General features: G+C 40.1%; 28 protein-coding genes, 1 tRNA gene and 1 pseudogene. 21 read left to right on the top strand and 9 right to left on the bottom strand.

Annotated elements, in window-relative coordinates; all coding sequences use genetic code 11:
* Positions 1 to 234 precede the first annotated feature (234 nt).
* Together KV696_RS00845 and KV696_RS00850 are read right to left on the bottom strand one after the other, a co-directional pair.
* Positions 235 to 1,785: an ATP-binding cassette domain-containing protein gene (locus tag KV696_RS00845; RefSeq protein WP_219966590.1), complete on the bottom strand. Its 1,551-nt coding sequence runs from the start codon at positions 1,783 to 1,785 to the stop codon at positions 235 to 237.
* A gap of 390 nt (positions 1,786 to 2,175) precedes the next feature.
* Positions 2,176 to 2,505, bottom strand: coding sequence for a hypothetical protein (locus KV696_RS00850; protein WP_049521173.1), 330 nt, complete (start codon positions 2,503 to 2,505; stop codon positions 2,176 to 2,178).
* 162 nt (positions 2,506 to 2,667) lie between these two features.
* Between KV696_RS00850 and KV696_RS00855 the strand changes: the two genes are divergently transcribed.
* From KV696_RS00855 to KV696_RS00885, 7 genes are all read left to right on the top strand, one after another.
* Positions 2,668 to 3,210, top strand: coding sequence for a YceD family protein (locus KV696_RS00855; protein ID WP_000773212.1), 543 nt, complete (start codon positions 2,668 to 2,670; stop codon positions 3,208 to 3,210).
* Positions 3,210 to 3,839, top strand: coding sequence for an endonuclease III (gene nth / locus KV696_RS00860; protein WP_219966591.1), 630 nt, complete (start codon positions 3,210 to 3,212; stop codon positions 3,837 to 3,839). Before KV696_RS00855 ends, nth begins: the two co-directional genes overlap by 1 nt.
* 210 nt (positions 3,840 to 4,049) lie before the next feature.
* Positions 4,050 to 4,571, top strand: coding sequence for a bifunctional pyr operon transcriptional regulator/uracil phosphoribosyltransferase PyrR (gene pyrR / locus KV696_RS00865; protein ID WP_004257972.1), 522 nt, complete (start codon positions 4,050 to 4,052; stop codon positions 4,569 to 4,571).
* An 18-nt stretch (positions 4,572 to 4,589) separates the two neighbouring features.
* Complete coding sequence (locus tag KV696_RS00870; RefSeq protein WP_023942684.1) at positions 4,590 to 5,513, top strand: aspartate carbamoyltransferase catalytic subunit; 924 nt, start codon at positions 4,590 to 4,592, stop codon at positions 5,511 to 5,513.
* 49 nt (positions 5,514 to 5,562) lie between these two features.
* Positions 5,563 to 6,642 carry a carbamoyl phosphate synthase small subunit gene (locus tag KV696_RS00875; protein WP_000166853.1) on the top strand — a complete coding sequence of 360 codons (1,080 nt, stop codon included), beginning with the start codon at positions 5,563 to 5,565 and terminating at the stop codon, positions 6,640 to 6,642.
* Positions 6,643 to 7,089: 447 nt separating this feature from the next.
* Entirely contained in the window at positions 7,090 to 10,266 is a 3,177-nt protein-coding gene (gene carB / locus KV696_RS00880) for a carbamoyl-phosphate synthase large subunit (RefSeq protein WP_219966592.1), read from the top strand.
* 301 nt (positions 10,267 to 10,567) lie between these two features.
* Positions 10,568 to 11,485 (top strand): bifunctional riboflavin kinase/FAD synthetase, encoded by a 918-nt coding sequence (locus tag KV696_RS00885; RefSeq protein WP_219966593.1) that lies wholly within the window; start codon positions 10,568 to 10,570, stop codon positions 11,483 to 11,485.
* Positions 11,486 to 11,570: 85 nt separating this feature from the next.
* Here the strand turns inward: KV696_RS00885 and KV696_RS00890 are convergent, their stop codons facing one another.
* Positions 11,571 to 12,419, bottom strand: a complete 849-nt coding sequence (locus KV696_RS00890) for a YitT family protein (protein ID WP_219966594.1) — start codon at positions 12,417 to 12,419, stop codon at positions 11,571 to 11,573.
* A 141-nt stretch (positions 12,420 to 12,560) separates the two neighbouring features.
* Here KV696_RS00890 and KV696_RS00895 point away from each other — a divergent pair, with 141 nt between their 5' ends.
* From KV696_RS00895 to KV696_RS00925, 7 genes are all read left to right on the top strand, one after another.
* On the top strand, positions 12,561 to 13,400 hold the full coding sequence (locus tag KV696_RS00895; RefSeq protein WP_219966595.1) for a DegV family protein: 840 nt from the start codon (positions 12,561 to 12,563) through the stop codon (positions 13,398 to 13,400).
* A 107-nt stretch (positions 13,401 to 13,507) separates the two neighbouring features.
* Entirely contained in the window at positions 13,508 to 13,783 is a 276-nt protein-coding gene (locus KV696_RS00900; RefSeq protein WP_001284642.1) for an HU family DNA-binding protein, read from the top strand.
* Positions 13,784 to 14,276: 493 nt separating this feature from the next.
* Complete coding sequence (mutY, locus tag KV696_RS00905; protein ID WP_219966596.1) at positions 14,277 to 15,452, top strand: A/G-specific adenine glycosylase; 1,176 nt, start codon at positions 14,277 to 14,279, stop codon at positions 15,450 to 15,452.
* Between the two features lie 55 nt (positions 15,453 to 15,507).
* Positions 15,508 to 16,215: a response regulator YycF gene (gene yycF / locus KV696_RS00910; RefSeq protein WP_000722071.1), complete on the top strand. Its 708-nt coding sequence runs from the start codon at positions 15,508 to 15,510 to the stop codon at positions 16,213 to 16,215.
* Positions 16,208 to 17,557: a cell wall metabolism sensor histidine kinase VicK gene (vicK, locus tag KV696_RS00915; RefSeq protein WP_219966597.1), complete on the top strand. Its 1,350-nt coding sequence runs from the start codon at positions 16,208 to 16,210 to the stop codon at positions 17,555 to 17,557. The genes yycF and vicK overlap by 8 nt, the downstream gene beginning before the upstream one ends.
* 1 nt (position 17,558) lies before the next feature.
* Positions 17,559 to 18,368: an MBL fold metallo-hydrolase gene (locus KV696_RS00920; RefSeq protein ID WP_000004961.1), complete on the top strand. Its 810-nt coding sequence runs from the start codon at positions 17,559 to 17,561 to the stop codon at positions 18,366 to 18,368.
* A gap of 85 nt (positions 18,369 to 18,453) precedes the next feature.
* On the top strand, positions 18,454 to 19,227 hold the full coding sequence (locus tag KV696_RS00925) for a potassium channel family protein (RefSeq protein ID WP_219966598.1): 774 nt from the start codon (positions 18,454 to 18,456) through the stop codon (positions 19,225 to 19,227).
* A 109-nt stretch (positions 19,228 to 19,336) separates the two neighbouring features.
* Here KV696_RS00925 and KV696_RS00930 read toward each other — a convergent pair whose 3' ends face one another.
* A complete protein-coding gene (locus tag KV696_RS00930) occupies positions 19,337 to 19,636 on the bottom strand; it encodes a YbaB/EbfC family nucleoid-associated protein (RefSeq protein WP_000981526.1) in 300 nt (99 codons plus the stop codon).
* Positions 19,637 to 19,822: 186 nt separating this feature from the next.
* Here KV696_RS00930 and KV696_RS00935 point away from each other — a divergent pair.
* Positions 19,823 to 20,267: pseudogene (locus KV696_RS00935) on the top strand (imelysin family protein); the annotation flags it as partial.
* Between the two features lie 153 nt (positions 20,268 to 20,420).
* Here KV696_RS00935 and KV696_RS00940 read toward each other — a convergent pair.
* The 4 genes from KV696_RS00940 to KV696_RS00955 form a co-directional block, all read right to left on the bottom strand.
* A complete protein-coding gene (locus KV696_RS00940; RefSeq protein WP_219966600.1) occupies positions 20,421 to 20,780 on the bottom strand; it encodes a type II toxin-antitoxin system RelE/ParE family toxin in 360 nt (119 codons plus the stop codon).
* Positions 20,770 to 21,054 carry a type II toxin-antitoxin system RelB/ParD family antitoxin gene (gene relB / locus KV696_RS00945; RefSeq protein WP_218774794.1) on the bottom strand — a complete coding sequence of 95 codons (285 nt, stop codon included), beginning with the start codon at positions 21,052 to 21,054 and terminating at the stop codon, positions 20,770 to 20,772. Before relB ends, KV696_RS00940 begins: the two co-directional genes overlap by 11 nt.
* Before the next feature lie 190 nt (positions 21,055 to 21,244).
* Positions 21,245 to 21,487, bottom strand: a complete 243-nt coding sequence (locus KV696_RS00950; protein WP_000710764.1) for a type B 50S ribosomal protein L31 — start codon at positions 21,485 to 21,487, stop codon at positions 21,245 to 21,247.
* A 95-nt stretch (positions 21,488 to 21,582) separates the two neighbouring features.
* Positions 21,583 to 22,518, bottom strand: coding sequence for a DHH family phosphoesterase (locus KV696_RS00955; protein ID WP_219966601.1), 936 nt, complete (start codon positions 22,516 to 22,518; stop codon positions 21,583 to 21,585).
* Positions 22,519 to 22,621: 103 nt separating this feature from the next.
* Between KV696_RS00955 and KV696_RS00960 the strand changes: the two genes are divergently transcribed.
* The 6 genes from KV696_RS00960 (at position 22,622) to KV696_RS00985 (ending at position 24,721) form a co-directional block, all read left to right on the top strand.
* A complete protein-coding gene (locus KV696_RS00960; protein ID WP_001162128.1) occupies positions 22,622 to 23,065 on the top strand; it encodes a flavodoxin in 444 nt (147 codons plus the stop codon).
* 115 nt (positions 23,066 to 23,180) lie between these two features.
* The gene (locus KV696_RS00965; RefSeq protein ID WP_020900337.1) at positions 23,181 to 23,447 is read left to right on the top strand and encodes a chorismate mutase; all 267 of its coding nucleotides are present in this window, start codon (positions 23,181 to 23,183) and stop codon (positions 23,445 to 23,447) included.
* A complete protein-coding gene (gene crcB / locus KV696_RS00970; RefSeq protein WP_219966602.1) occupies positions 23,444 to 23,818 on the top strand; it encodes a fluoride efflux transporter CrcB in 375 nt (124 codons plus the stop codon). The genes KV696_RS00965 and crcB (KV696_RS00970) overlap by 4 nt, the downstream gene beginning before the upstream one ends.
* Complete coding sequence (crcB, locus tag KV696_RS00975; RefSeq protein WP_219966603.1) at positions 23,812 to 24,141, top strand: fluoride efflux transporter CrcB; 330 nt, start codon at positions 23,812 to 23,814, stop codon at positions 24,139 to 24,141. Before crcB (KV696_RS00970) ends, crcB (KV696_RS00975) begins: the two co-directional genes overlap by 7 nt.
* A 118-nt stretch (positions 24,142 to 24,259) precedes the next feature.
* Positions 24,260 to 24,607: a 50S ribosomal protein L19 gene (gene rplS, locus KV696_RS00980; RefSeq protein ID WP_001068669.1), complete on the top strand. Its 348-nt coding sequence runs from the start codon at positions 24,260 to 24,262 to the stop codon at positions 24,605 to 24,607.
* A gap of 42 nt (positions 24,608 to 24,649) precedes the next feature.
* A tRNA-Arg gene (locus KV696_RS00985) sits at positions 24,650 to 24,721 on the top strand.
* 55 nt (positions 24,722 to 24,776) lie between these two features.
* Here KV696_RS00985 and yidA read toward each other — a convergent pair.
* The gene (gene yidA, locus KV696_RS00990) at positions 24,777 to 25,583 is read right to left on the bottom strand and encodes a sugar-phosphatase (protein ID WP_004261542.1); all 807 of its coding nucleotides are present in this window, start codon (positions 25,581 to 25,583) and stop codon (positions 24,777 to 24,779) included.
* Positions 25,584 to 25,587 lie beyond the last annotated feature (4 nt).

Consider the following 25,587-nt stretch of genomic DNA (forward strand, 5'->3'; position numbering starts at 1 on the left):
ATTCAAGGCTGTTTCCTATTTCTCATTGTAATTATAAACCATGGCAACATAAGAAAACGAGCATTTCCAACTGAGGAGGTGCTCGTTTTTTGATAGTTAGAAGTAGTTTTTATCCGTCTATTTAGAGTTGATTACAAGAAATTATTGACTTGAATGTGGATATAAGATTTATTCACTGATTATAATGTTTAAATAGCGCTCCAAAGCAAAGAATTATCCTCATGAGTATGAATCTTATAAATTAACTAGTTCCAAACCATGTTCTGTCAAGCGATAGATGATCGAGCAAACTTCTTTTAAGAAACGACGGTCATGTGAAACAGTGATGAGACCGCCAGGATAAGTGGCAAAGAGTTTTCTGATTTGGGGTTGAGAAGTGGGAGAAAAGTTTCGTGTGGGCTCATCCAGAAGGAGAAAGTTTGGTTTGCGCAGCACTAAATCCAAAAGCAGAAGTTTCCCCTGTTGCCCGCCGGATAAGGAGCGAATTTGATGTTGCATTTCTGGATAACTGAAATTGAGACTAGCTAAGTGAGATTGGATTTTCTGCAGTTCCTCTTTTTCACCAGTTTTGCTAAGATAGGCTATTGGTGATAAATCCAATTGCAGTTTTTTGTAGTAATCTTGTGGCATAAAACCAAGTAAAATCTCTCTTTTTTGACTTAGCAGTTGTTGAAACTTGGCTAAAAGAGTTGATTTCCCCATACCATTTGGGCCAATGATACCGATTTTTTCTTGACCACGAACAGTTAGTTGTAGTCCTTGAGCCAAAACTCGCTCACCAATGGACAAATTCTCTTTTTCCAGTTGGATTAAGACTTTAGAAACTGGTAATGGCTGTATATCTGAGAAGAAAAGTCTGATTTCTTCCTCTTCAAGTGGTTTTTGGGTCATGGACTGAGCTGTCTTTTCAAAGCGTTTTTCTTGAGAGAGGACAGTTTTCATCTTTTTAGCCAATAGGCGACCGGCAGTACTATCTTTAGTAGCTCGAAGCGCAGTTTCTACATTTTGCTTGACTCGCCGATGTTTTTCCATGGTTTTATCGTAGGCTCTTTGGTCGTTAGCAGCTTGCTTGCTTTGTTTGGTAAAATTAGCCTTTCTCTGGTCGCTATAGCTATCATAGTCTAAATGCTCTACTAGCGTTTCTGCTTCTTTACGGTGCTTGACCAGTCGCAAGTGAACAATAGTGTCTGCCGTTTGAGAAAGAAAGTCTTCATCATGGGAAATGAAAATAACGGTTTGCCTCATCTTCTGTATCTGTCTTTTTAGCCAATCAACCGTCTCAAGGTCTAGATCATTTGAAGGTTCATCTAAAAATAGAATCTCAAAGGGTTTGGCTAACTCATGGATGAGCTGAATTTTCAAAGCTTCGCCCCCTGATAGACTGCCAATCTTTTGGTCGCTAGCGAATCGATTGCTATCAAAATGCAATTCCTCAGCCAAACGATAGAGGACACTGTAATCTAAATCGATAGTATCTAAAAAGAAGTAGTCGTGTAGAGTTTTCTTTTTCAGGTCCTCAGGGACTTTTTGAGGAATGTAGGCTATTGACTGAATGTCAGACAGGATGTCACCCCTGATAGTGAAATCAGGCAAAGCTTCCCCCATTAAAGTTTTAAGTAAGGTTGATTTGCCATTTCCTTCCTCTCCAATAATAGCTACCTTTTCCCCGTCTTGGATGGTCATGCTTAGGTCAGAGACAAGGTCTCGTAAATCTTTGTTTTGAGTGATGGTTAGGTGATTGATTTTTATCATATGATTGCCCTTTCTAGAATGTCGATAGTGCATAACAAAAAGCTCTACTTTACCTAGTAGAGCTCAACGTCTATGTCAAAAAACTCTATTAATACTCTTCGAAAATCTCTTCAAACCACGTCAGCGTCGCCTTACCGTAGATATATGTAACTGACTTCGTCAGTCTTATCTACAACCTCAAAGCAGTGCTTTGAGCAACCTGCGGCTAGCTTCCTAGTTTGCTTTTTGATTTTCATTGAGTATAAAATGCCAGAAAAAGAGCATAAAAGAGCACACAAAAAGAGACAAAAACAAGATCTACTAAATAAAGGTTCTTTATTTGATAGACTTAGTTGTTCATGTCTCCCTTACCTCCGAGTATTAGTATCTTTATACTATACCTTTAAGGAAATTTTGTCAACAGAAAACTGGAAATTCTATGCTCTAAAATCCGAAAACAGGTCCATAGAGAGTTAGTACGTGTTTGATATGATCGTAATGGAACTTGTCATAGTTGCGCCAAGCGGTACGTGCTTGATCGTTTAGTTTTAGGCTACCTAATCCAATCAGAAGACTGGTGCGTTGGTAAAATTTCTCAAGGTCTATTAAGATACTGTTGTTCAACTTTTCCGCTTTTTTGAGCTCTTGCAGAGTAGTATTTAGCAGCTCTTGTAGTCGAATATCATCTGCCGTACCCTGTTTGCAGCTTTGGAAACTTTTATTTAACTCGGATAGGAGTTGGGTTGCATTAGTAATGAGTTCTTTGTCTTCCATATGAGCATCCTCCTTGCTATCATGTATTCTTGCCTATAGTATAGCACCAAAAAATATAGTGATAAATATATTAAAAAATCGAATTTTAATTACAAAGTTTGGTGGGCTGATTTGTAGCTTTTTCATGGTATAATCAAGAGAGTAAATATTTATGGAGGAAGTATGAAATTAAATATTCAAGAAATTCGTAAGCAGTCTGAAGGCTTGCATTTTGAACAAACCTTAGACCTAGCCGCAGACCTGCGTGCACGTAATCAAGAAATTTTAGATGTAAAAGATATCCTTGCAGTTGGGAAAGTACAGTACGAAGACCGTATGTATTTCTTAGATTATCAGTTGTCTTATACCATTGTTCTTGCTTCAAGTCGCAGTATGGAGCCAGTTGAGTTAGTTGAATCTTATCCAGTAACGGAAGTTTTCATGGAAGGCGCAACCAACCAGCTAGATCAAGAAGTTTTAGATGATGATTTGGTCTTGCCTATCGAAAATGGAGAACTTGACCTTGCTGAGAGCGTGTCAGACAATATCCTACTAAACATTCCTATCAAGGTCTTGACGGCTGAAGAAGAAGCTGGTCAAGGATTTGTGTCAGGAAATGACTGGCAAATCATGACTGAGGAAGAATACCAAGCTCAACAAGCTGTTAAGAAAGAAGAAAACAGTCCTTTTGCTGGCTTACAAGGACTATTTGATGGAGACGAATAATGGTCTTGTCAAAAAAACGTGCACGAAAGGTGCTAGAAGAAATCATTGCTCTTTTTCCAGATGCTAAGCCAAGTCTTGATTTTACCAATCATTTTGAACTCTTGGTTGCGGTCATGTTGTCAGCACAGACAACGGATGCAGCGGTAAATAAGGCCACACCAGGTCTCTTTTCTGCCTTTCCAACGCCACAAGCCATGTCTGTGGCGACTGAAAGTGAGATTGCTTCACACATTTCTCGCCTGGGACTGTATCGAAATAAGGCTAAATTCCTTAAAAAATGTGCCCAACAGTTACTAGACGATTTTGATGGTCAAGTCCCTCAAACACGAGAGGAATTAGAGAGTTTGGCAGGTGTTGGTCGCAAGACAGCTAATGTTGTCATGAGTGTAGGATTTGGGATTCCAGCCTTTGCAGTGGATACTCATGTGGAGCGTATTTGCAAACACCACGATATCGTCAAAAAATCAGCGACACCACTTGAGGTGGAAAAGCGGGTCATGGATATCTTGCCGCCTGAGCAGTGGTTAGCTGCCCATCAGGCCATGATTTATTTTGGAAGAGCCATTTGTCATCCTAAAAATCCAGAGTGTGACCAGTACTCACAGTTATATGATTTTAGCAATTTATAAGATGGGGTTTCAAAAGTTTTTGCTTGATTTTAAGCATGCTTTGTGCTATAGTATTTGATAACTAAATATTCCTTTAAACCTGTCCCGTGAGGCAGGCAAGGAGAACGATTAAGTAGTAGGGTGAAGTCTATACTGTTTGCAGTAGGGCTCGCTTGGCTATACATTTCAAGTCTCCTTGTTTAAGGAGACTTTTCTTTTTGGAGGTTTATCATGAAGGCAAAAGAAGTTGTAGACGAATTGACTGTCAAACGAGCGATTACGCGTATTACTTATGAGATTATCGAACGCAACAAAGATTTGAATAAGATCGTCTTGGCTGGTATTAAAACTCGTGGTGTATTTATCGCCCACCGAATCCAAGAACGTTTGGAGCAACTAGAAAATCTTTCAGTTCCTGTTGTGGAATTGGATACAAAACCTTTCCGTGATGATGTTAAAAGTGGAGAAGATACTTCTTTGGTTTCTGTCGATGTGACAGACCGCGAAGTTATCTTGGTGGACGATGTGCTTTATACAGGCCGCACTATCCGTGCTGCTATTGATAATATTGTAGGTCATGGTCGTCCTGCGCGCGTGAGTTTAGCAGTTCTAGTAGATCGTGGACATAGAGAATTGCCAATCCGTCCAGATTACGTTGGAAAAAATATCCCAACCAGTCGTTCTGAAGAAATCATCGTAGAGATGACAGAACTTGATGGCCAAGACAGAGTTCTGATTACTGAAGAAGCTTAGAAAGCTAAAGGAGTAGCCATGTCAGAAAATCAACAAGCATTGAACCATGTGGTGTCCATGGAAGACCTCACTGTCGATCAAGTGATGAAATTGATCAAGCGAGGAATTGAGTTTAAAAATGGAGCTCAGCTTCCCTATGAAGACCATTCAATTGTCTCCAATCTTTTCTTTGAGGATTCTACACGGACGCATAAGTCCTTTGAAGTGGCAGAGATTAAACTGGGATTGGAACGACTTGACTTTGATGTGAAGACTAGTTCAGTCAATAAGGGTGAAACACTTTATGATACCATTTTGACTTTGTCTGCTTTAGGAGTTGACGTCTGTGTGATTCGTCACCCAGAGGTTGACTACTACAGAGAGTTAATTGCTAGTCCCACGATTACGACTTCCATCATCAATGGTGGAGATGGTTCGGGCCAACACCCTAGCCAGAGCTTGCTTGATTTGATGACTATTTATGAGGAATTTGGTCACTTTGAGGGGCTCAAGGTCGCTATTGCAGGTGACTTGGACCATTCACGCGTTGCCAAATCCAATATGCAGATTTTGAAACGCTTAGGTGCAGAACTTTATTTTGCTGGACCTGAGGAATGGAGAAGTCAAGAGTTTGCAGACTATGGACAGTTTGTAACTATTGATGAAATCATTGATCAGGTGGATGTCATGATGTTTCTCCGTGTGCAACATGAACGCCATGATAGTGGTGCAGTCTTTTCAAAAGAAGACTACCATGCCCAACATGGCTTAACACAAGAACGTTACGAGCGCTTGAAAGAAACAGCAATCCTTATGCACCCAGCTCCAGTCAATCGTGATGTAGAAATCGCAGACCACTTGGTTGAAGCACCAAAATCACGGATTGTCCAACAAATGACCAATGGTGTTTTTGTTCGAATGGCAATCTTAGAATCCGTACTGGCGAGTAGAAACGCCAACTAAAACACAAGACGTTAAAAGACGCCAGTGAGCGTCCACGAGAGGTGAAAATATGACAAAAAGACTTCTAGTATTAGAAGATGGCACAGTTTTTGAAGGCAAGGCCTTCGGAGCAGATATTGATGTAACAGGCGAAATCGTCTTTAATACAGGCATGACCGGCTACCAAGAATCCATTACAGACCAGTCTTATAATGGACAAATCTTGACCTTTACTTATCCTTTGGTAGGAAATTATGGAATCAACCGTGATGATTACGAATCCATTATTCCAACTTGTAAGGGAGTCGTTGTTTTTGAAGAAGCACGTAGAGCAAGTAACTGGCGCAATCAAATGACCTTGGATGAATTTTTGAAAGCCAAGAAAATTCCAGGTATTTCAGGAATTGATACGCGTGCCCTTACAAAGATTATCCGTAAGCATGGTACCATGCGTGCAACCTTGACCCATGTTGGGGATAGTATGGACCATGTGACGGACCAGCTCCAAGCGACAGTCTTGCCGACGGACAATATCAAGCAGGTTTCTACTAAAACATCCTATCCAGCTCCAGGAGTTGGTTTGAGCGTGGTGCTAGTGGACTTTGGTCTCAAGCACTCAATCTTACGTGAGCTTTCTAAACGCAACTGTAACGTGACAGTTGTTCCTTATTCGACAACGGCTGAAGAAATTCTCCATCTCAATCCTGACGGAGTTATGTTGTCAAACGGTCCAGGTAACCCAGAAGATGTTCCACAGGCACTGGATATGATTCGTGGTGTGCAAGGAAAAATTCCAATTTTTGGTATCTGTATGGGACACCAACTCTTTGCTATGGCAAATGGTGCTAAGACCTATAAGATGAAATTTGGACACCGTGGATTCAACCATGCGGTTCGCGAAATTGCTACCGGACGTGTGGATTTTACAAGTCAAAACCATGGTTATGCAGTTAGCCGTGAGGATTTGCCAGAGCACTTGATTATTACCCATGAAGAAATCAATGACAAGTCAGTTGAAGGTGTGCGTCACAGATACCAACCTGCTTTCTCTGTTCAATATCACCCAGACGCAGCACCTGGTCCACACGACGCAAGCTACCTATTCGACGAGTTTATCGAGATGATGGAAGCTTTTAAACAATCAAACTAAGAACGAGTAAAAGCTCGTCGGAGAATTTATTTAATTGAACACGGACGGAAAGCTCGGAATTTAGAGAAACCAATTTGGATTGTCAATCCTTCCTTGGTTTCCTAAAAATCAATCGCTTTCTATTCGTCCTTTGTATCTTATTTAATGTCGCTCTGTGAGGCGACGAATAGAAAGGCAGGTCGTTTCTTTTAGTCGCTATCAGGCGAACTAAAAACTCCCTGCACTAGATTTTTTACCGAAAAGTATCGTTTCGCTAAAAAATCGTCGGAGAATTTATTTAATGGCAACCTGAGAGTTGCCGAATAGAAAGGAGAAGATACATTGTTCGCGGAAGTGAACACGCCCTAAGAACTGTGTGAAAAAGATAAACATCGTCTTGACGCTGAAGGCGTCTGCACCGAGTTTCCTATTTTCACTGTGTTCTTTACGGGCTTTGTATCATAAACTATGCCTAAACGTACTGATATTCAAAAAATTATGGTGATTGGTTCTGGTCCGATTATTATTGGTCAGGCTGCTGAGTTTGACTACGCTGGGACCCAGGCTTGCTTGTCGTTGAAAGAGGAAGGTTATGAGGTTGTCTTGGTTAACTCAAACCCTGCCACCATCATGACGGACAAGGAGATTGCGGACAAGGTTTATATTGAACCGATTACACTTGAGTTTGTAACGCGTATTCTTCGTAAGGAACGTCCAGATGCCTTGCTACCAACCCTTGGTGGTCAGACAGGGCTCAACATGGCCATGGAATTGTCTAAAAATGGTATCCTAGATGAACTTGGTGTTGAGCTTCTGGGAACTAAATTATCTGCCATTGACCAAGCGGAGGACCGTGACCTCTTTAAACAATTGATGGAAGAGCTCAACCAACCAATTCCAGAATCTGAAATTGTTAACACAGTAGAAGAAGCAGTTGCCTTTGCAGCAACAATTGGCTACCCAGTCATCGTTCGTCCAGCCTTTACACTTGGTGGTACTGGTGGTGGTATGTGTGCTAATGAGGAAGAATTGCGTGAAATCGCTGAAAATGGATTGAAATTGTCACCTGTGACCCAATGTTTGATTGAGCGTTCAATCGCAGGTTTCAAGGAAATCGAATACGAAGTGATGCGTGACTCAGCTGACAATGCCTTGGTTGTTTGTAACATGGAAAACTTTGACCCAGTCGGGATTCACACAGGAGATTCCATTGTATTTGCCCCAGCTCAGACTATGTCAGACTATGAAAACCAAATGCTTCGTGACGCAAGCTTGAGCATTATTCGTGCCCTCAAGATTGAAGGGGGATGTAACGTTCAGCTGGCCCTTGACCCACACAGCTTCAAGTACTATGTTATCGAAGTAAACCCTCGTGTATCGCGTTCGTCAGCCCTTGCTTCTAAGGCTACAGGTTACCCAATTGCCAAATTGGCTGCTAAGATTGCAGTTGGTTTGACCCTGGATGAGGTCATCAACCCAGTTACAGGTTCAACCTATGCCATGTTTGAGCCAGCCCTCGACTACGTTGTTGCGAAAATTCCACGTTTCCCATTTGACAAGTTTGAAAAAGGTGAGCGCCGTCTTGGGACACAGATGAAGGCCACTGGAGAAGTCATGGCTATCGGTCGAAACATCGAAGAATCTCTCCTTAAGGCCTGTCGCTCTCTTGAAATTGGGGTGCACCACAATGAAATGCCTGAACTTGCAGCAGTTTCTGATGATGCCTTGATTGAAAAAGTAGTCAAAGCCCAGGATGACCGTCTCTTCTATGTATCAGAAGCAATTCGTCGTGGTTATACACCAGAAGAGATTGCTGACTTGACTAAGATTGATATCTTCTACCTTGATAAACTCTTGCATATCTTTGAGATTGAGCAAGAATTAGGTGCCCAGCCACAAGATCTAGATGTTTTGAAAACTGCCAAACTCAATGGTTTCTCAGACCGTAAGATTGCTGAACTTTGGGAAACGACTGCAGACCAAGTTCGTCAGCTTCGTTTGGAAAACAAGATTGTCCCAGTCTACAAGATGGTAGATACTTGTGCGGCAGAGTTTGACTCTGAAACACCATATTTCTATTCAACCTATGGATGGGAAAATGAGTCTATCAAGTCTGATAAGGAATCTGTCCTAGTCCTAGGTTCAGGTCCAATCCGTATCGGTCAAGGGGTTGAGTTTGACTACGCAACTGTTCACTCGGTTAAGGCTATCCAGGCTGCTGGCTATGAAGCCATCATCATGAATTCAAACCCAGAGACCGTTTCAACAGACTTCTCTGTATCAGATAAGCTTTACTTTGAGCCATTGACATTCGAAGATGTTATGAATGTCATCGACTTGGAGCAACCAAAGGGAGTTATCGTTCAGTTCGGTGGTCAAACAGCTATCAACCTTGCGGAGCCATTGGCAAAAGCAGGTGTGACCATCCTTGGTACACAGGTCGCTGACCTAGACCGTGCCGAAGACCGTGATCTCTTCGAGCAAGCTCTTAAAGATTTGGATATTCCACAGCCACCAGGACAAACGGCTACCAATGAAGAAGAAGCAGTTCTTGCAGCTCGCAAGATTGGCTTCCCAGTTCTTGTCCGCCCATCTTATGTACTTGGTGGACGTGCTATGGAAATCGTTGAAAACGAAGAAGACCTTCGTTCTTACATGCGAACTGCTGTTAAGGCTAGTCCAGACCACCCAGTTCTTGTCGATTCTTACATTGTTGGTCAGGAGTGCGAAGTTGATGCCATTTCAGACGGTGAAAATGTCCTTATCCCTGGTATTATGGAACATATCGAACGTGCCGGTGTCCACTCAGGTGACTCAATGGCCGTTTACCCACCACAAACCTTATCTCAAAAGGTCCAAGAAACAATCGCAGACTATACTAAACGCCTAGCAATCGGTCTTAACTGCCTTGGAATGATGAATATCCAGTTTGTTATCAAGGATGAAAAAGTCTACGTTATTGAGGTCAATCCACGTGCCAGCCGTACGGTTCCATTTCTTTCTAAAGTGACCAATATCCCTATGGCTCAAGTAGCAACCAAGCTCATTCTTGGTCAAAAACTTGAAGAACTTGGCTACCAAGATGGACTTTATCCTGAAAGCACCCGCGTTCATATCAAGGCACCTGTCTTCTCCTTCACAAAACTAGCTAAAGTAGACAGCTTGCTTGGTCCTGAAATGAAGTCAACAGGTGAAGTTATGGGTTCTGATACGACTTTGGAAAAAGCTCTCTATAAAGCTTTTGAAGCTTCTTACTTGCACTTGCCAACCTTTGGTAATGTTGTATTTACCATTGCTGATGATGCCAAAGAAGAAGCCTTGGACTTAGCTCGTCGTTTCCAAAATATTGGCTATGGAATCCTCGCGACAGAAGGGACAGCAGCCTTCTTTGCTAGTCATGGATTGCAAGCCCAACCTGTTGGTAAGATTGGTGATGATGATCAGGATATTCCAAGTTTTGTACGCAAAGGAAGAATTCAAGCTATCATTAACACAGTAGGAACAAAACGAACTGCTGACGAAGATGGTGAGCAAATTCGTCGTTCAGCCATTGAACATGGTGTACCACTCTTTACAGCCCTAGATACAGCTAATGCCATGCTTAAGGTACTTGAAAGTCGTAGTTTTGTTACAGAAGCAATCTAGTTTAGAAAAGTTTTTCACAGTTTAAAAGCCAGCGTCAGAAAACGCTGCCTTTTGCGATATTAGTGCAGGCTATTCAACTATCAGTTCTTCACTCAAGGATGATGATGAATTGTGATACGATAAGAATAAATTGGGAATGGCTTATGATGTTAATCGTTCACCTTTTTTGTAATTCTAGTATATCAGAGTCAATATATATTTGCATGCTACTCCTTTTGCAAAAATGGCTATTTCAGGTGAAAAAAACGACATTTCAGATTTTCTGTTCCAGAAATAGCTATCGCTATGATATAATTATTTTATGATTATTACTATTCCTATAAAAAACCAAAAAGATATTGGTACACCATCTGATTCAGTCGTTGTTCTCGGCTATTTTGATGGTATACATAAAGGACATCAAGAATTATTTCGCGTTGCCAATAAGGCTGCGAGAAAAGATTTATTACCTATCGTCGTTATGACCTTTAATGAATCTCCAAAGATCGCTTTAGAGCCTTATCATCCTGATCTGTTTTTACATATTTTGAACCCTGCTGAACGTGAAAGAAAATTAAAGCGTGAAGGCGTAGAAGAATTATATCTCCTTGATTTTAGTAGTCAATTCGCTAGTCTCACGGCAGAAGAATTTTTTGCAACTTATATCAAGGCTATGAATGCCAAAATTATTGTTGCAGGTTTTGATTATACATTTGGTTCTGACCAAAAAACGGCAGAAGACTTAAAAGATTACTTTGATGGAGAAGTCATTATCGTTCCACCTGTAGAAGATGAGAAAGGAAAGATTAGTTCAACTCGTATCCGTCAAGCTATTTTAGATGGAAATGTGAAAGAAGCAGGAGAACTTTTGGGGGCACCGCTTCCATCAAGAGGGATGGTGGTTCATGGCAATGCTCGTGGTCGTACGATTGGTTATCCAACAGCTAATTTGATGCTTTTAGACCGTACTTATATGCCAGCAGATGGTGTTTATGTCGTTGATGTTGAGATTCAAAGACAGAAGTATCGTGCTATGGCTAGTGTCGGGAAAAATGTGACCTTTGATGGAGAAGAAGCACGTTTTGAAGTCAATATTTTTGATTTTAATCAAGATATTTATGGAGAAACCGTCATGGTTTATTGGCTTGATCGCATTCGAGATATGACCAAATTTGACTCAGTTGACCAATTAGTGGATCAGTTAAAGGCTGATGAAGAAGTAGCTCGGAATTGGTCTTAAGAGTTTGAGTAAAGAAAAGAGGTTGTCTGTAACCCAAAAGATAGATGATTTAGTCTAACTTTTGAGGTCACGACATTACCTCTTTTTATTCTTTTTCAAATGTGAATCCTTCTCCAAGGATTTCATGGGCTTCTGTAATAGTTATAAAGGCTTGAGGATCGATTCGATGAATCATTTCCTTCATTTTCACAATTTCATTTCTTCCGACAATACAGTAAATGATTTTCAAATTTTCTTTACTATAGTAGCCTTGACCAGAAATAAAAGTAACGCCTCTTCCTAGGTCATCATTAATCGCTTTAGCAAGTTGGTCAGGACGTTTTGTGATAATCATAAAGCCTTTACCAGCATAGCCACCTTCTCCAATCAAATCAATGACACGAGAAACGATAAAATCAAATAAGAGCGTGTAGGAAACCAATCTCAAGTCCTTGAAGATTAGGAGAATGAGCATGAGAATACAAAAATCTAAGATAAAGAGCAGTTTTCCCATTGATATATGCGTGTATTTATTGAGAATACGAGCTAGAATATCAGTACCACCAGTTGTACCTCCAGCATTAAAGATAATTCCAAGGCCAATTCCCAATAGAATTCCCGCTATAAGTGCAGTAATCAGTAAATCATCTTGAAGGTCAATATGAAGGGGAATACGCTCAAAAAAAGCCAACCAAGCTGACAAAGCTAAGGTTCCAAGCAAACTAGAATAGAGAGATTTAGCTCCAAATATTTTCCAAGCTAGGATGAAAAGGGGAATATTAATCAGCAGGTTCATGAGGGAAACAGGGATTTTAAAAAGATAAAAGGTGATGAGGGTAATACCTGTCGCCCCTCCTTCAAAGAGATGATGGGGAACTACAAAATAAGTCAGGCCAAAAGCATAAATAGCAGCACCTAGTAAAATGGTTAAAATGGGGTAAATTTTTTTAATCATAGGAAACCTCTTTTCTTATAAGTTGATTATATCAAATTTTTACGGAAAATTTGATTGACTCTATTAGGATTTTTAATCTTTTTTTGATATAATTAGAAGTAAGAAAACCAATCTGAATCCTAAAATAGAAAGATTGATACTATGACAAAAATTAAGATTGTAACCGATTCATCTGTTACTATTGAACCAGCACTAGTAAAACAATTAGATATTACAATTGTTCCATTATCTGTAATGATTGATAATGTTGTTTATTCTGATGCGGATTTGAAAGAAGAAGGTAAATTTCTTCAGTTGATGCAAGCAAGTAAGAATCTTCCTAAGACAAGTCAACCTCCTGTAGGTGTCTTTGCTGAAGTTTTTGAGGACCTATGCAAAGATGGTAGCCAGATTCTTGCTATTCATATGTCCCATGCTCTTTCGGGGACTGTAGAAGCAGCACGCCAAGGTGCCAGCCTATCTACTGCCGACGTGACAGTCATCGATAGTTCATTTACTGACCAAGCCTTGAAATTCCAAGTTGTTGAGGCTGCGAAATTAGCACAAGAAGGCAAAGATATGGCGGAAATTTTATCTCACGTTGAAGAGGTAAAAAACCATACGGAGCTCTATATTGGTGTTTCTACTCTAGAAAATCTAGTAAAAGGTGGACGAATTGGCCGTGTAACTGGATTGTTGAGCTCACTTCTCAATATCCGTGTTGTCATGCAGATGAAGGACCATGAATTGCAGCCAATGGTTAAAGGTCGCGGTGCTAAAACCTTTAAAAAATGGCTGGATGAGTTGAGAACATCGCTCTCTGAACGTCCTGTAGCAGAGATTGGAATTTCATATTCTGGTAATGCTGACTGGGCAAAAGAGATGAAAGAAAGTTTACAAGCCTATGTTGAAAAACCAATTTCTGTTTTAGAAACCGGTTCTATTATTCAGACTCATACAGGCGAGAATGCGTGGGCTATTTTGGTACGTTACCATTCCTAAAAAAATAAAGAAAATGCGAATAAACAGCGTTTTTAACTTGACCTATAAGGGATTTTAGGATATGATTATATTTGTTAATTAGAAATTAATTTGGAGGAATCATTAACATGGCAAACAAACAAGATTTGATCGCTAAAGTAGCAGAAGCTACAGAATTGACTAAGAAAGACTCAGCAGCAGCAGTTGAAGCTGTATTTTCAGCAGTAGCTGACTACCTTGCAGCTGGTGAAAAAGTTCAATTGATCGGTTTTGGTAACTTTGAAGTTCGTGAGCGTGCTGCACGTAAAGGTCGCAACCCACAAACTGGTAAAGAAATCACAATTGCAGCTTCTAAAGTTCCAGCATTCAAAGCTGGTAAAGCTCTTAAAGACGCTGTTAAATAATTGGCGTTCAAAAAGCCTGTCATATCAAGCATTTGAGCTTGTGTGACAGGCTTTTCTTTTGCTTTTGGGGCATTTTTGGGGCAAAATATTATTTTTCCTTTTTTCACTTGTTTTAGGATGATGTCAACCAGCATTTTCATTATTTTCTAATAGTGCTGAGTTTTTATACTCTTCTAAAATCTCTTCAAACCACGTCAGTTTCACCTTGGATTATATATGTGACTGACTTCGTCAGTCTTATCTACAACCTCAAAGCAGTGCTTTGAGCAACCTGTGGCTAGCTTCCTAGTTTTCTCTTTGATTTTCATTGAGTATTATTTGTCTCAACATCAAACCATGAAGGTGGATGATCGTATTCTATGATATTTTATTGATTTTCAGCTGAAGTCATATTAAAAATATTTAAGTAGAAAGAAAAGTCATATACTATCTATTGAAAATATTATAAATCGGATATAAAGACAGGTGAAATCTTCTGTGTTATACTAGAGATATGTTAGATTTGAAAAAATACGGTATTGTCATGTGGCCGGAGGAGAAGATTAGTTCTTTCCGTGAGAAACTTCTCACTTGGTATGATGAAAACAAACGAGATTTACCGTGGCGTAGAAGTAAAAATCCTTATCATATTTGGGTGTCTGAAATTATGCTCCAGCAGACCAGAGTGGATACGGTTATTCCCTATTATGAACGATTCTTGGACTGGTTTCCAACAGTAGAAAGTTTGGCGAATGCGCCTGAAGAGCGTTTGTTGAAGGCTTGGGAGGGACTGGGATATTATTCTCGAGTACGCAATATGCAGGCTGCAGCCCAGCAGATTATGACTGACTTTGGTGGCCAATTTCCAAACACCTATGAAGGAATTTCCAGCTTGAAAGGGATTGGCCCTTACACTGCAGGCGCGATTTCCAGTATTGCTTTTAACTTGCCTGAGCCAGCTGTAGATGGTAATGTTATGCGAGTGCTGGCCCGTCTGTTTGAAGTCAACCATGATATTGGCATTCCAAGTAATCGCAAAATTTTTCAGGCAATGATGGAAGTCTTGATTGATCCAGAACGTCCGGGTGACTTTAATCAAGCCTTGATGGACTTAGGGTCTGATATTGAGGCGCCTGTAAATCCCAGACCAGAAGAAAGCCCAGTTAAGGACTTTAGTGCGGCATATCAGAATGGAACCATGGATCGTTATCCAATTAAGGCTCCCAAGAAAAAACCTGTCCCAATTTATCTTAAAGCTTTGGTGGTCAAAAATACTCAGGGACAATTTTTACTTGAAAAAAATGAAAGTGAAAAGTTATTGGCAGGTTTTTGGCATTTCCCCTTGATAGAAGTTGATAACTTTTCGCAAGAAGAGCAGTTTGACCTCTTTCATCAGGTTGCAGAAGAAAGTGTGAATTTTGGACCCAGTCCAGAAGAGAGTTTCCAGCAGGACTATGACTTAGATGTTGATTGGCTCGATGTTTATTTTGAGACTGTCAAGCATATCTTTAGCCATCGCAAGTGGCATGTTCAAATTGTAGCAGGTCAGGTGACTGACTTCCATGATTTTTCAGATAGGGAAGTTCGCTGGCTTTCACCAGAAGAGTTCAAGGATGTTCCACTTGCCAAACCCCAACAAAAAATCTGGCAGGCTTATGCACAAGCCAACTTAGACAGTAGCAAAGACTAGCTATTGTGTCTTCTTGCTATTTTTTTGGTATAATAGTAGAGAAAAAGGTGAACATATGAAAAAAATATTAATTGTAGATGATGAAAAACCAATCTCAGATATTATCAAGTTTAATATGACCAAGGAAGGTTACGAAGTTGTAACTGCTTTTAACGGTCGTGAAGCGCTAGAGCAATTTGAAGCAGAGCAGCCAGATATTATTATTTTGGATTTGATGCTTCCAGAAATTGATGGTTTAGAAGTTGCGAAGACTATTCGCAAGACTAGTAGTGTGCCTATTATCATGCTGTCAGCTAAGGATAGCGAATTTGATAAGGTTATCGGTTTGGAGCTTGGAGCGGATGACTATGTAACCAAACCCTTCTCAAATCGTGAGTTGCAGGCGCGTGTCAAAGCTCTCCTTCGTCGCACGGACTTGGCTTCTGTAGATAATCAAGAATCAGATGAAAATAAAACTCAACCCTTGCAAATTGGGGACTTGGAGATTGTTCCAGATGCCTATGTTGCTAAGAAATACGGTGAAGAACTAGACTTAACCCACCGTGAATTTGAGCTCTTGTATCACTTGGCTTCTCATATTGGTCAAGTGATTACACGTGAACACTTGCTTGAAACGGTCTGGGGTTATGATTATTTCGGAGATGTTCGAACAGTTGACGTAACTATCAGACGTTTGCGTGAGAAGATTGAAGATACACCAAGTCGTCCAGAGTATATCCTAACACGTCGCGGTGTTGGTTATTATATGAGAAATAATGATTAAACTAATAAAAGACACAGTTTTAACCAGTGATTTTATCTTTATCCTCATTCTACTTGGCTTTATCTTAGTGGTGACCTTGCTCTTACTAGAAAATCGTCGGGATAATATTCGGTTGAAGCAAATCAATCAAAAGGTAAAGGACCTGATTGCAGGAGATTATTCTCAGGTATTGGATATGCAGGGAAGCTCTGAAATTACCAATATTACCAATAATCTCAATGATTTATCAGAAGTAATCCGCTTGACTCAAGAAAATCTTGAACAAGAGAGTAAACGATTACACAGTATCCTCTCTTACATGACGGATGGAGTGCTCGCGACCAATCGTCGTGGTAAGATTACTATGATTAATGACATGGCTAAGAAACAGCTAGGTGTTCAGAAGGAAGATGTTCTAAACAAAAGTATTCTAGAATTGCTTAAGATTGAAGATGAGTATGAACTTCGTGATTTGATTACCCAAATTCCTGAACTCATCATTGATTCTCAGGATGCTAATGGTGAGTATCTGAGCCTTCGTGTTCGCTTTGCCTTGATTCGTCGAGAGTCTGGCTTTATTTCGGGTCTGGTTGCTGTTTTGCATGATACGACGGAGCAGGAGAAGGAAGAACGCGAACGAAGACTCTTTGTTTCCAATGTTAGCCATGAGTTACGGACGCCCTTAACCAGTGTTAAATCTTATCTTGAAGCCTTGGATGAGGGGGCTTTGTGTGAAACTGTAGCACCAGACTTTATCAAGGTATCTCTAGATGAAACCAACCGTATGATGCGGATGGTGACTGATCTCCTCCATCTCTCACGGATTGATAATGCGACCAGTCACCTAGATGTGGAACTGATTAACTTTACTGCCTTTATTACCTTTATCCTCAACCGTTTTGATCAGATAAGAGGGCAGGATGAAGAGAAGAAATACGAACTGGTGAGAGATTACCCCATTACCTCAGTTTGGATTGAAATTGATACAGACAAGATGACACAGGTGATTGATAATATTCTCAACAATGCCATCAAGTATTCTCCAGATGGTGGGAAAATCACAGTGACTATGAAGACAACTGATGATCAGATGATTTTATCCATCTCAGACCAAGGTTTGGGTATTCCAAAGCAGGATTTACCACGTATCTTTGACCGTTTTTATCGTGTGGATCGTGCTAGAAGTCGTGCCCAAGGTGGTACAGGTCTGGGACTGTCTATTGCCAAAGAAATTATCAAACAACATAAGGGCTTTATTTGGGCCAAGAGTGAATACGGTAAGGGATCAACTTTCACAATTGTGCTCCCTTATGATAAGGATGCAGTGAAAGAAGAAGTATGGGAGGATGAAGTAGAAGACTAGAATGAGTGAAACAGGCTTTAAATACAGTATTTTAGCGTCGGGTTCCAGTGGAAATTCCTTTTATCTGGAAACTCCAAAAAAGAAGCTTTTAGTGGATGCAGGCTTGTCTGGCAAGAAAATTACCAGTCTCCTTGCTGAAATTAATCGCAAACCAGAAGATCTGGATGCTATTTTGATTACGCATGAGCATTCAGATCATATCCATGGAGTAGGCGTTTTGGCTCGCAAGTATGGTATGGATTTGTATGCCAATGAAAAGACCTGGCAGGCTATGGAAAACAGCAAGTATCTTGGCAAGGTAGACTCTTCGCAAAAGCATATCTTTGAAATGGGCAAAACAAAAACATTTGGAGATATTGACATCGAGAGTTTTGGTGTAAGCCATGATGCAGTCGCACCGCAGTTCTATCGCTTTATGAAGGATGACAAGAGTTTTGTCCTTTTGACAGATACAGGCTATGTTAGTGACCGTATGGCGGGAATTGTCGAAAATGCGGACGGCTATCTTATCGAGTCCAACCATGATGTAGAGATTTTGCGAGCAGGTTCTTACGCTTGGCGACTCAAACAACGAATCCTATCGGATCTGGGTCACCTTTCTAATGAAGATGGTGCCGAAGCCATGATTCGGACGCTAGGAAATCGCACTAAGAAAATCTATCTTGGTCACTTGTCTAAGGAAAACAATATCAAGGAGCTAGCTCACATGACCATGGTCAATCAGCTAGCACAAGCTGATCTGGGAGTTGGAGTAGACTTTAAGGTTTATGATACCTCACCAGATACCGCAACACCATTGACAGATATATAAAAAAGAAGGCGGGGGCCTTCTTTTTTATATATCTAGTAGATATTTGTTGTGGTATAATGTTCAAAAATGGTATAGGAGAAATAGCGTGAAAAGAAAATGGTTATTTAAGGATTACTATGACACATCAATTATCATACTTGCGTTGATATCTGTTGTTCTAGTTTTGCTTGGATTTGCTGAGATGGTCGATTTGGACAATCCGCCTTATAGTATTATTGATTTAGTAATCTGGGGTGTTTTTGTGGTAGATTATGGCTGGCGGTTCTTTTTAAGTAAAGAGAAATGGCGATTCATAATTGAAAATATCTTTGATCTGCTGGCTATCCTGCCTTTAAATGCTATTTTTACAGTGTTTCGATTAGGACGTATCTTTCGCCTAGCAAGGCTGACAAAATTACTGAAACTGACTCGTTTACTTAGAATAATTGGACTTACAGGTAAATTAGAAAGAAAAATTAGTAGATTCTTACGAACAAATGGCCTGCTTTATATCTTGTATGTTAATATCTTTATCGTTCTAGTAGGAAGTTCAATTTTATCTGTTGTTGAAGAAAAATCTTTTTCAGAGAGTCTTTGGTGGGCTCTTGTTACTGTAACGACAGTTGGTTATGGGGATATTGTTCCGACTTCGTTCTTTGGTAAATGGTTAGCTGTTTTATTAATGCTTGTCGGTATTGGAACAATAGGAATGTTAACAAGTGCCTTGACGAACTTTTTTGTAAAAGATAATCCAGATGAGCAGATAAAACTTGATAAACTCCAAGACGAATTATCGAGCCAAAGAATATTAATAAAGAAACAATCTGAAAAGATAGAAGAACTACATCGAATGATAAAAGACTTAGTTGAAAAAATATAATAAAGGTGAGACAAAACTTGATTCGAGGAGAAATCAAGTAAGTCTTGACACAATAAAACGCATAATATCAAGGTCTGGCACCTTACATTATGCGTTTTTGTGATTTTTATTAGAATGGCAATTTCCCGGCGAAAGCACCTAGTTTTTTCTTGGTAGTTTCATCGATTTGTTCAAGAGCAGAGTTGATAGCTTGAACAGTCATATCTGAAAGTGTTTCAAGGTCTTCTGGGTCAACGACAGCTGGATTGAAGTCAATGCTGACAACTTTCTTATCGCCAGTTAAGGTCGCTTGAACAAGATCTTGAGCAGATTTGCCAACAAATTGCATAGCAGCAAGTTCAGCTTGGCTTTGTTCCATTTGTTTTTGAAGTTTTTGTGCTTGGCGCATCATGTTTTGCATGTTCATCATGTTGATTTACAGTTTCCTTTTACAATTATTTTCTTTCTTATTTTATCAATTTTGAGGTTAAAAGTCTATTGTTAGTATAAATCCCCCAACATTAAATTTTCTGAAAATCTATTAAAAAATGAGTGGAAACGTGGTATAATGAGACGTAAAATTAATTCAGGTTTCCTGAACCGATAGGAGTAAACAATGAAAAAACTAGGTTTTGTCCTTTTATCTTCAGCCTTGCTATTGACAAGCTTGTGCTGTTAGGTTTGAAAAATCAGCAGATACAACCGATTCATCTAAGGTTACAGCCTTGTCTGAAGACAAGCAAAAAATGCTTGATAAGGCCACTGCTGACTATAAGACTTTTGTGCAAGAGCAAATCGATAAACTCTTGACAGATACGGAAGGCTTTGTCAAACTGTTGAAAGAAGGCAAATTAGAAGAGGCTAAGATGGTCTATCCACTGATTCGTATGTCTTATGAGCGTTCAGAACCGATTGCTGAGAGTTTTGGTGAGTCAGATGTCAAGATTGACTTCCGTTTAGCAGACTACATGGACGAAAACAAGACAGAAGAAGGATGGTCAGGTTTCCACCGTATCGAGCGTATCCTTTGGGAAGACAATACCACTAAAGGAACTGAAAATCAAGATAAGGAAGAGTAAATCTGCTCTAATAAAAAAACTTTGTACTCTAGAAACCATCGCGTGGCTAGCTAGAGTGCAAAGTTTTTTTGTTTTCTAGTTAAAATGAAGACTGTATTCTTTATAATCACAAGGCTATTAAGGGAGCAGTTGACATCAAAATGATGATTTTGAGTTTTTGTTATTTTTGCTTTGTAGCAAGGTAACATAGTCACTTTTGGTGTGGAATAAGTGGGAAAGAAAAACAGTTCTGTGAGTTTGGTCGATAAAGTAAAGCAAGATATACTGACCGATAATTTTTCCTCGCGTAGGGTACTTACTGTTGATCTTTAGTTCGATTTTTTCATCTGCATCAAAGCCAGCTTCAGGAAAGGTTTCTAAACTTTTTAAGCCGTCTAAAATTTTGGCCACAGTATTTTTAGCAGACTGGGGTGATAAAAGAACAGTGCTGATATAGTTATGGATACTATCAATTGCCTGACTCACTTCAGTAGATAGAATCACTTTATAAGCCATATCGTAGCCTCATATCATCTAGGGAAGTTCCTTGTCCGGATTCATATTCTCTTAAGGCGCGTTCAGATTGGGCTTGTAGCTCTTGAATCAATCGTTCACGGTGTAAATCTTCTGCAGTTTTTATTGGCAAATCCTGTTCGAGAACAATCTGCTCGATAAAAAGACTAATAGCATCAGTCATGGTCATTCCTTTTTCCCTGATGATAGCTCTAGCTTGTTCCATTGATGACTCATTGATTTTAAAATTGTATTGCTTAGTAAGTGATGTAGTCATGGTATATCTCCAATCTATACTATATATAGCTAGTATATATCTTTTATACTTTTTAGACAAGAAAAAACTTTGTACTCTAGAAAACATCGTAAGATTAGCTAGAATGCAAAGTTTTTTTGAGTCTGGAATATAAAAACAGCAGTTAATTTCAAGAAACAAAAAAAGAACAGCCGAAGCTGTCTTTTTATCATTATTTGAGACCGTATTTTTTGTTGAAACGATCCACGCGTCCATCTGCTTGAGTGAACTTTTGACGTCCAGTGTAGAATGGGTGTGAGTCTGATGAAATTTCCACACGGATCAATGGGTAAGTTTCGCCTTCGAACTCAACTGTTTCGTTAGAGCGTTTTGTTGAACCGCTAAGGAATTGGTAACCAGTAGTTGTGTCCATGAAGACAACTGGGCGATATTCTGGATGGATATCTTTTTTCATTTTGCAATATTTCCTTTCTGCCATGGTCTCTTTGCGAGCCATAGATTGTTACCATACTAGTCTATCAGATTCTGAAAAATTTGGCAAGTATTTTATCAGTTTTTAAGCAAGTTTTTTAACTTTTGGTAGATGATTTCGTTTTCTTCTAGGCTATAGGAATTAGCACCACTTGCTAGAGGGTGGCCTCCACCATCATGTTCCTTGGCGATTTCATTGATAGGATGGATTTTACTGCGTAAGCGGACACGGTAGTGGCCATCAGCCTGCTCCACAAAAATTCCCCAGAGACTGACGATGTCAATCCGACCAGGTGCACCGACAATGGCTGCAGTTTCAGCATCGGTAACATTGAATTGTTTTAAGATTTTCTGACTCAGGATAACGCGCGCCGCACCATTTTCATCCACTTCCAGATGGTCGTAGATGTAGCCTTGAAGTTTTGCAATTTTGTAGCTCATAGTGTCCATTTTGCGGGTGAGAGCCGCAAAGTCAAAGTTATGTTCTCTCAAATAAGCGGCCAGGCGAAGAGTCCGTGCAGTCGTAGAAGGATAAAGGAAGCGACCTGTATCACCAACAATTCCTGCAAAGAGCAACTCAGCAGCACGATCTGATAAGGCCAGTTGGGTTGTTTGGGCAAATAGGGTAATCATCTCGCTAGCGCTACTTGAACTAGTATCCACCCAAGATAGGTCGCCATATACATCATCATTTGGATGGTGGTCAATCTTAATGAGAAAATCACCTTGACTATAGCGCTTATCATCGATACGAGCAGTATTGGCCGTATCACAGACAATAACAAGGGCGCCTTTGTAGGAACTATCTTCAACAAGATCCATTTCAGCCATCCAAGTAAGAGTCGGTTCATCAAAACCAACGGCTTTGATGGTTTTTTCTGGGAAATGATGTTTGAGAAGAGCTTTCAATCCCACCTGACTTCCCAAGGCATCAGGGTCTGGTTTCATATGGCGGTGAATGATAATCGTGTCGTATTCTTTGATTTTTTCTAAAATTTGATGGCAAATGTCCATAAATAACCTCAATTCTTTCTCATTTCATTGTAGCACAAGAATTTTTATTTTTAAAATGAAAAAGATGTGATATAATGGAGAAAGATAAATTGAGGAGGACGATATGGCATTAGCAAAAATTGTATTTGCCAGTATGACCGGTAATACCGAAGAAATTGCAGATATTGTAGCAGATAAATTACGTGACTTGGGCTTGGATGTCGATGTTGATGAATGTACAACTGTTGACGCTTCAGACTTCTTGGAAGCAGACATCGCTATCGTTGCGACCTATACTTATGGTGATGGAGAATTGCCAGATGAGATGATGGACTTCTACGAAGACCTAGCAGATCTCAACCTGAATGGTAAAATCTACGGAGTGGTTGGTTCAGGTGACACCTTCTACGATGAATTCTGTAAGGCTGTTGATGACTTTGACCGTGTCTTTGTGTCAACAGGAGCAGAAAAAGGTTCAGAGTGTGTTAAAGTTGATCTTTCTGCCGAGGAAGAAGATATTGAACGCTTGGAACAATTCGCAGAAGAATTGGCTGCTAAAGTAGGATAAGCACAAAAGTGCGCTGATGTAATCAATCAGTGCATTTTTCTTATCGTGAGTTGGGATTTTACTAGCCTATTTGGTGGCTTTTTGATACAATAATTCAAATAAAGGAGGAGATTGTATGGATTTAGATATTATTCGTCAAGAAATTGATCAAATTGACGATCAAATTGTCAAACTGTTAGAAGAACGAATGCATTTGGTTGAGGGGGTAGTTGCCTATAAGAAAGCTTCAGGTAAACCGATTTTAGATACCAAGAGAGAAGAAGTTATTTTTGAAAAGGTTAGAAGTCGTGTAGAGGACAAGAGCTATCAGGAGACTATTGTAGCGACTTTTTCTGACATACTCAAACGTTCGCGTGATTATCAGGATCAAAACATCAAATGAAAAAAGAACAATTTTATCCGCTAGGAATTTTTCTAGCTGCCATGGTGGGCGGACTTGTGCGCTACCTTGTTTCTACTTGGTTACCAGCCAGTCCAGACTTTCCTTGGGGCACTCTCTTTGTAAACTATCTGGGAATTTTCTGCCTGGTTTATCTTGTCAAGGGATATCTGGTCTATAAAGGAACCAGTAAAGGCGTTATTTTAGCACTGGGGACGGGCTTTTGTGGCGGTTTAACAACCTTTTCCAGTCTCATGCTTGATGCTGTGAAACTGCTTGATACAGGGCGTTATCTTAGTTTAGTTATGTATTTGCTTTTGAGTATTGGTGGAGGCCTACTTTTGGCTTATTTTCTAGGGAGGAAAAAATGGTAATGGTCTATCTTGCAATCGCTTGTGGTCTTGGATCCCTGGTACGGTATTTCTTTTCCCGCTATAATCAAGCTTCTAAATTGCCACTTGGAACTCTCATAGCCAATCTTTTGGGTTGTTTTTTAATTGGATTATTTTACAATCATGTGGAATCTAAGGAAGTCTATGCTATTCTAGCAACAGGATTTTGTGGCGGTTTAACGACTTTTTCGACCTTGAATGATGAACTTCAAAGACTGCTAGGTGATAAGAAGGTATTTTATTCTTACCTGACTTTGACCTACCTAGGTGGTTTGGTTGCGATTTTTTTAGGAATTCTGCTATAAATTTCTTTACTTTTTTGTGGAAATTTGGTAAACTGTATCTTGTGTGTAATGGACGCACAAAAATACAGTTTATCCGCTGAGGAAGATTCCTCAAGATTGACAAAGATAGGAGAATAAAATGAATCCATTAATCCAAAGTTTGACTGAAGGTCAACTTCGTACAGATATCCCATCATTCCGTCCTGGTGACACTGTTCGTGTACACGCGAAAGTTGTCGAAGGTAACCGTGAACGTATCCAGATTTTTGAAGGTGTTGTTATCGCACGTAAAGGTGCTGGCATTTCTGAAAACTACACAGTTCGTAAAATTTCTAACGGTGTAGGTGTTGAGCGTATCTTCCCAATCCACACTCCACGTGTTGAAAAAATCGAAGTTGTACGTTACGGTAAAGTACGTCGTGCGAAATTGTACTACTTGCGTGCTCTTCAAGGTAAAGCAGCTCGTATCAAAGAAATCCGTCGTTAATTCGACTAAAAAACTCTGCTTCTTCAGCAGAGTTTTTATCTAGCTCCCTTAGTTCAATGGATATAACAACTCCCTCCTAAGGAGTAGTTGCAGGTTCGATTCCTGCAGGGGGCAGTAATTAGACATTCAAAAACCGCTCAGTCGAGCGGTTTTCGTCTATCCTTTCCTTTTACAGTACCCACGTACGGATGGCATGAGCAACGCCAGATTCGTCATTTGTTTTGGTGATGTATTTGGCGATTTTTTTGATTTCTGGATTTCCGTTTTCCATGACAACGGGGTTACCAACGACTTCCAGCATGGCACGGTCGTTTTCTTCGTCACCGATAGCCATGGTTTCATCTTTGGTCAATCCGAGTTTTTCAGCTAAGTGAGTGATGGCTGAACCTTTATCCACATTCTTTTTAAGGAGTTCGAGGTAGAAAGGAGCAGATTTGTTGATGGAGTAGCGCTCATAAAATTCGGCTGGTATCTTTTCAATCGCAGCATCAAGAATCTCAGGCTCATCTATGAACATACACTTGACGATTTCCTTGTCAGCCATTTCTTCAGGTGTACGGTAGAAGATAGGCATGCTGACGAGGGTTGATTCGTGAACTGTGTATTTTCCGATATTGCGATTGGCAGTGTAGATACCGTCCTTGGTAATAGCGTGCATGTGGACACCGAGCTTACGACTGAGGAATTCCATATCCAGATAATCCTCATAGGTCAAGGATTCGCTGATAATCTCATGGCCAGTAGCAGTTTCTTGGACAAGGGCACCGTTGAAGGTTACGACATAGTCACCTTCATCTCTCAACTGCAAGTCGTCGAGAAGTTTGGCAACACCTGCGATGGGGCGGCCAGTTGCAATGACGACTTTGACACCAGCTTCTTTGGCATCTTGGATGGCAGAAAAGACCTCAGGAGTGATCTCCTTTTGGCTGTTGACTAGGGTTCCGTCGATATCGACGGCGATTAGTTTAATACTCATAAAT

Source organism: Streptococcus humanilactis (genome assembly GCF_019448275.1).
Classification (GTDB): domain Bacteria; phylum Bacillota; class Bacilli; order Lactobacillales; family Streptococcaceae; genus Streptococcus; species Streptococcus humanilactis.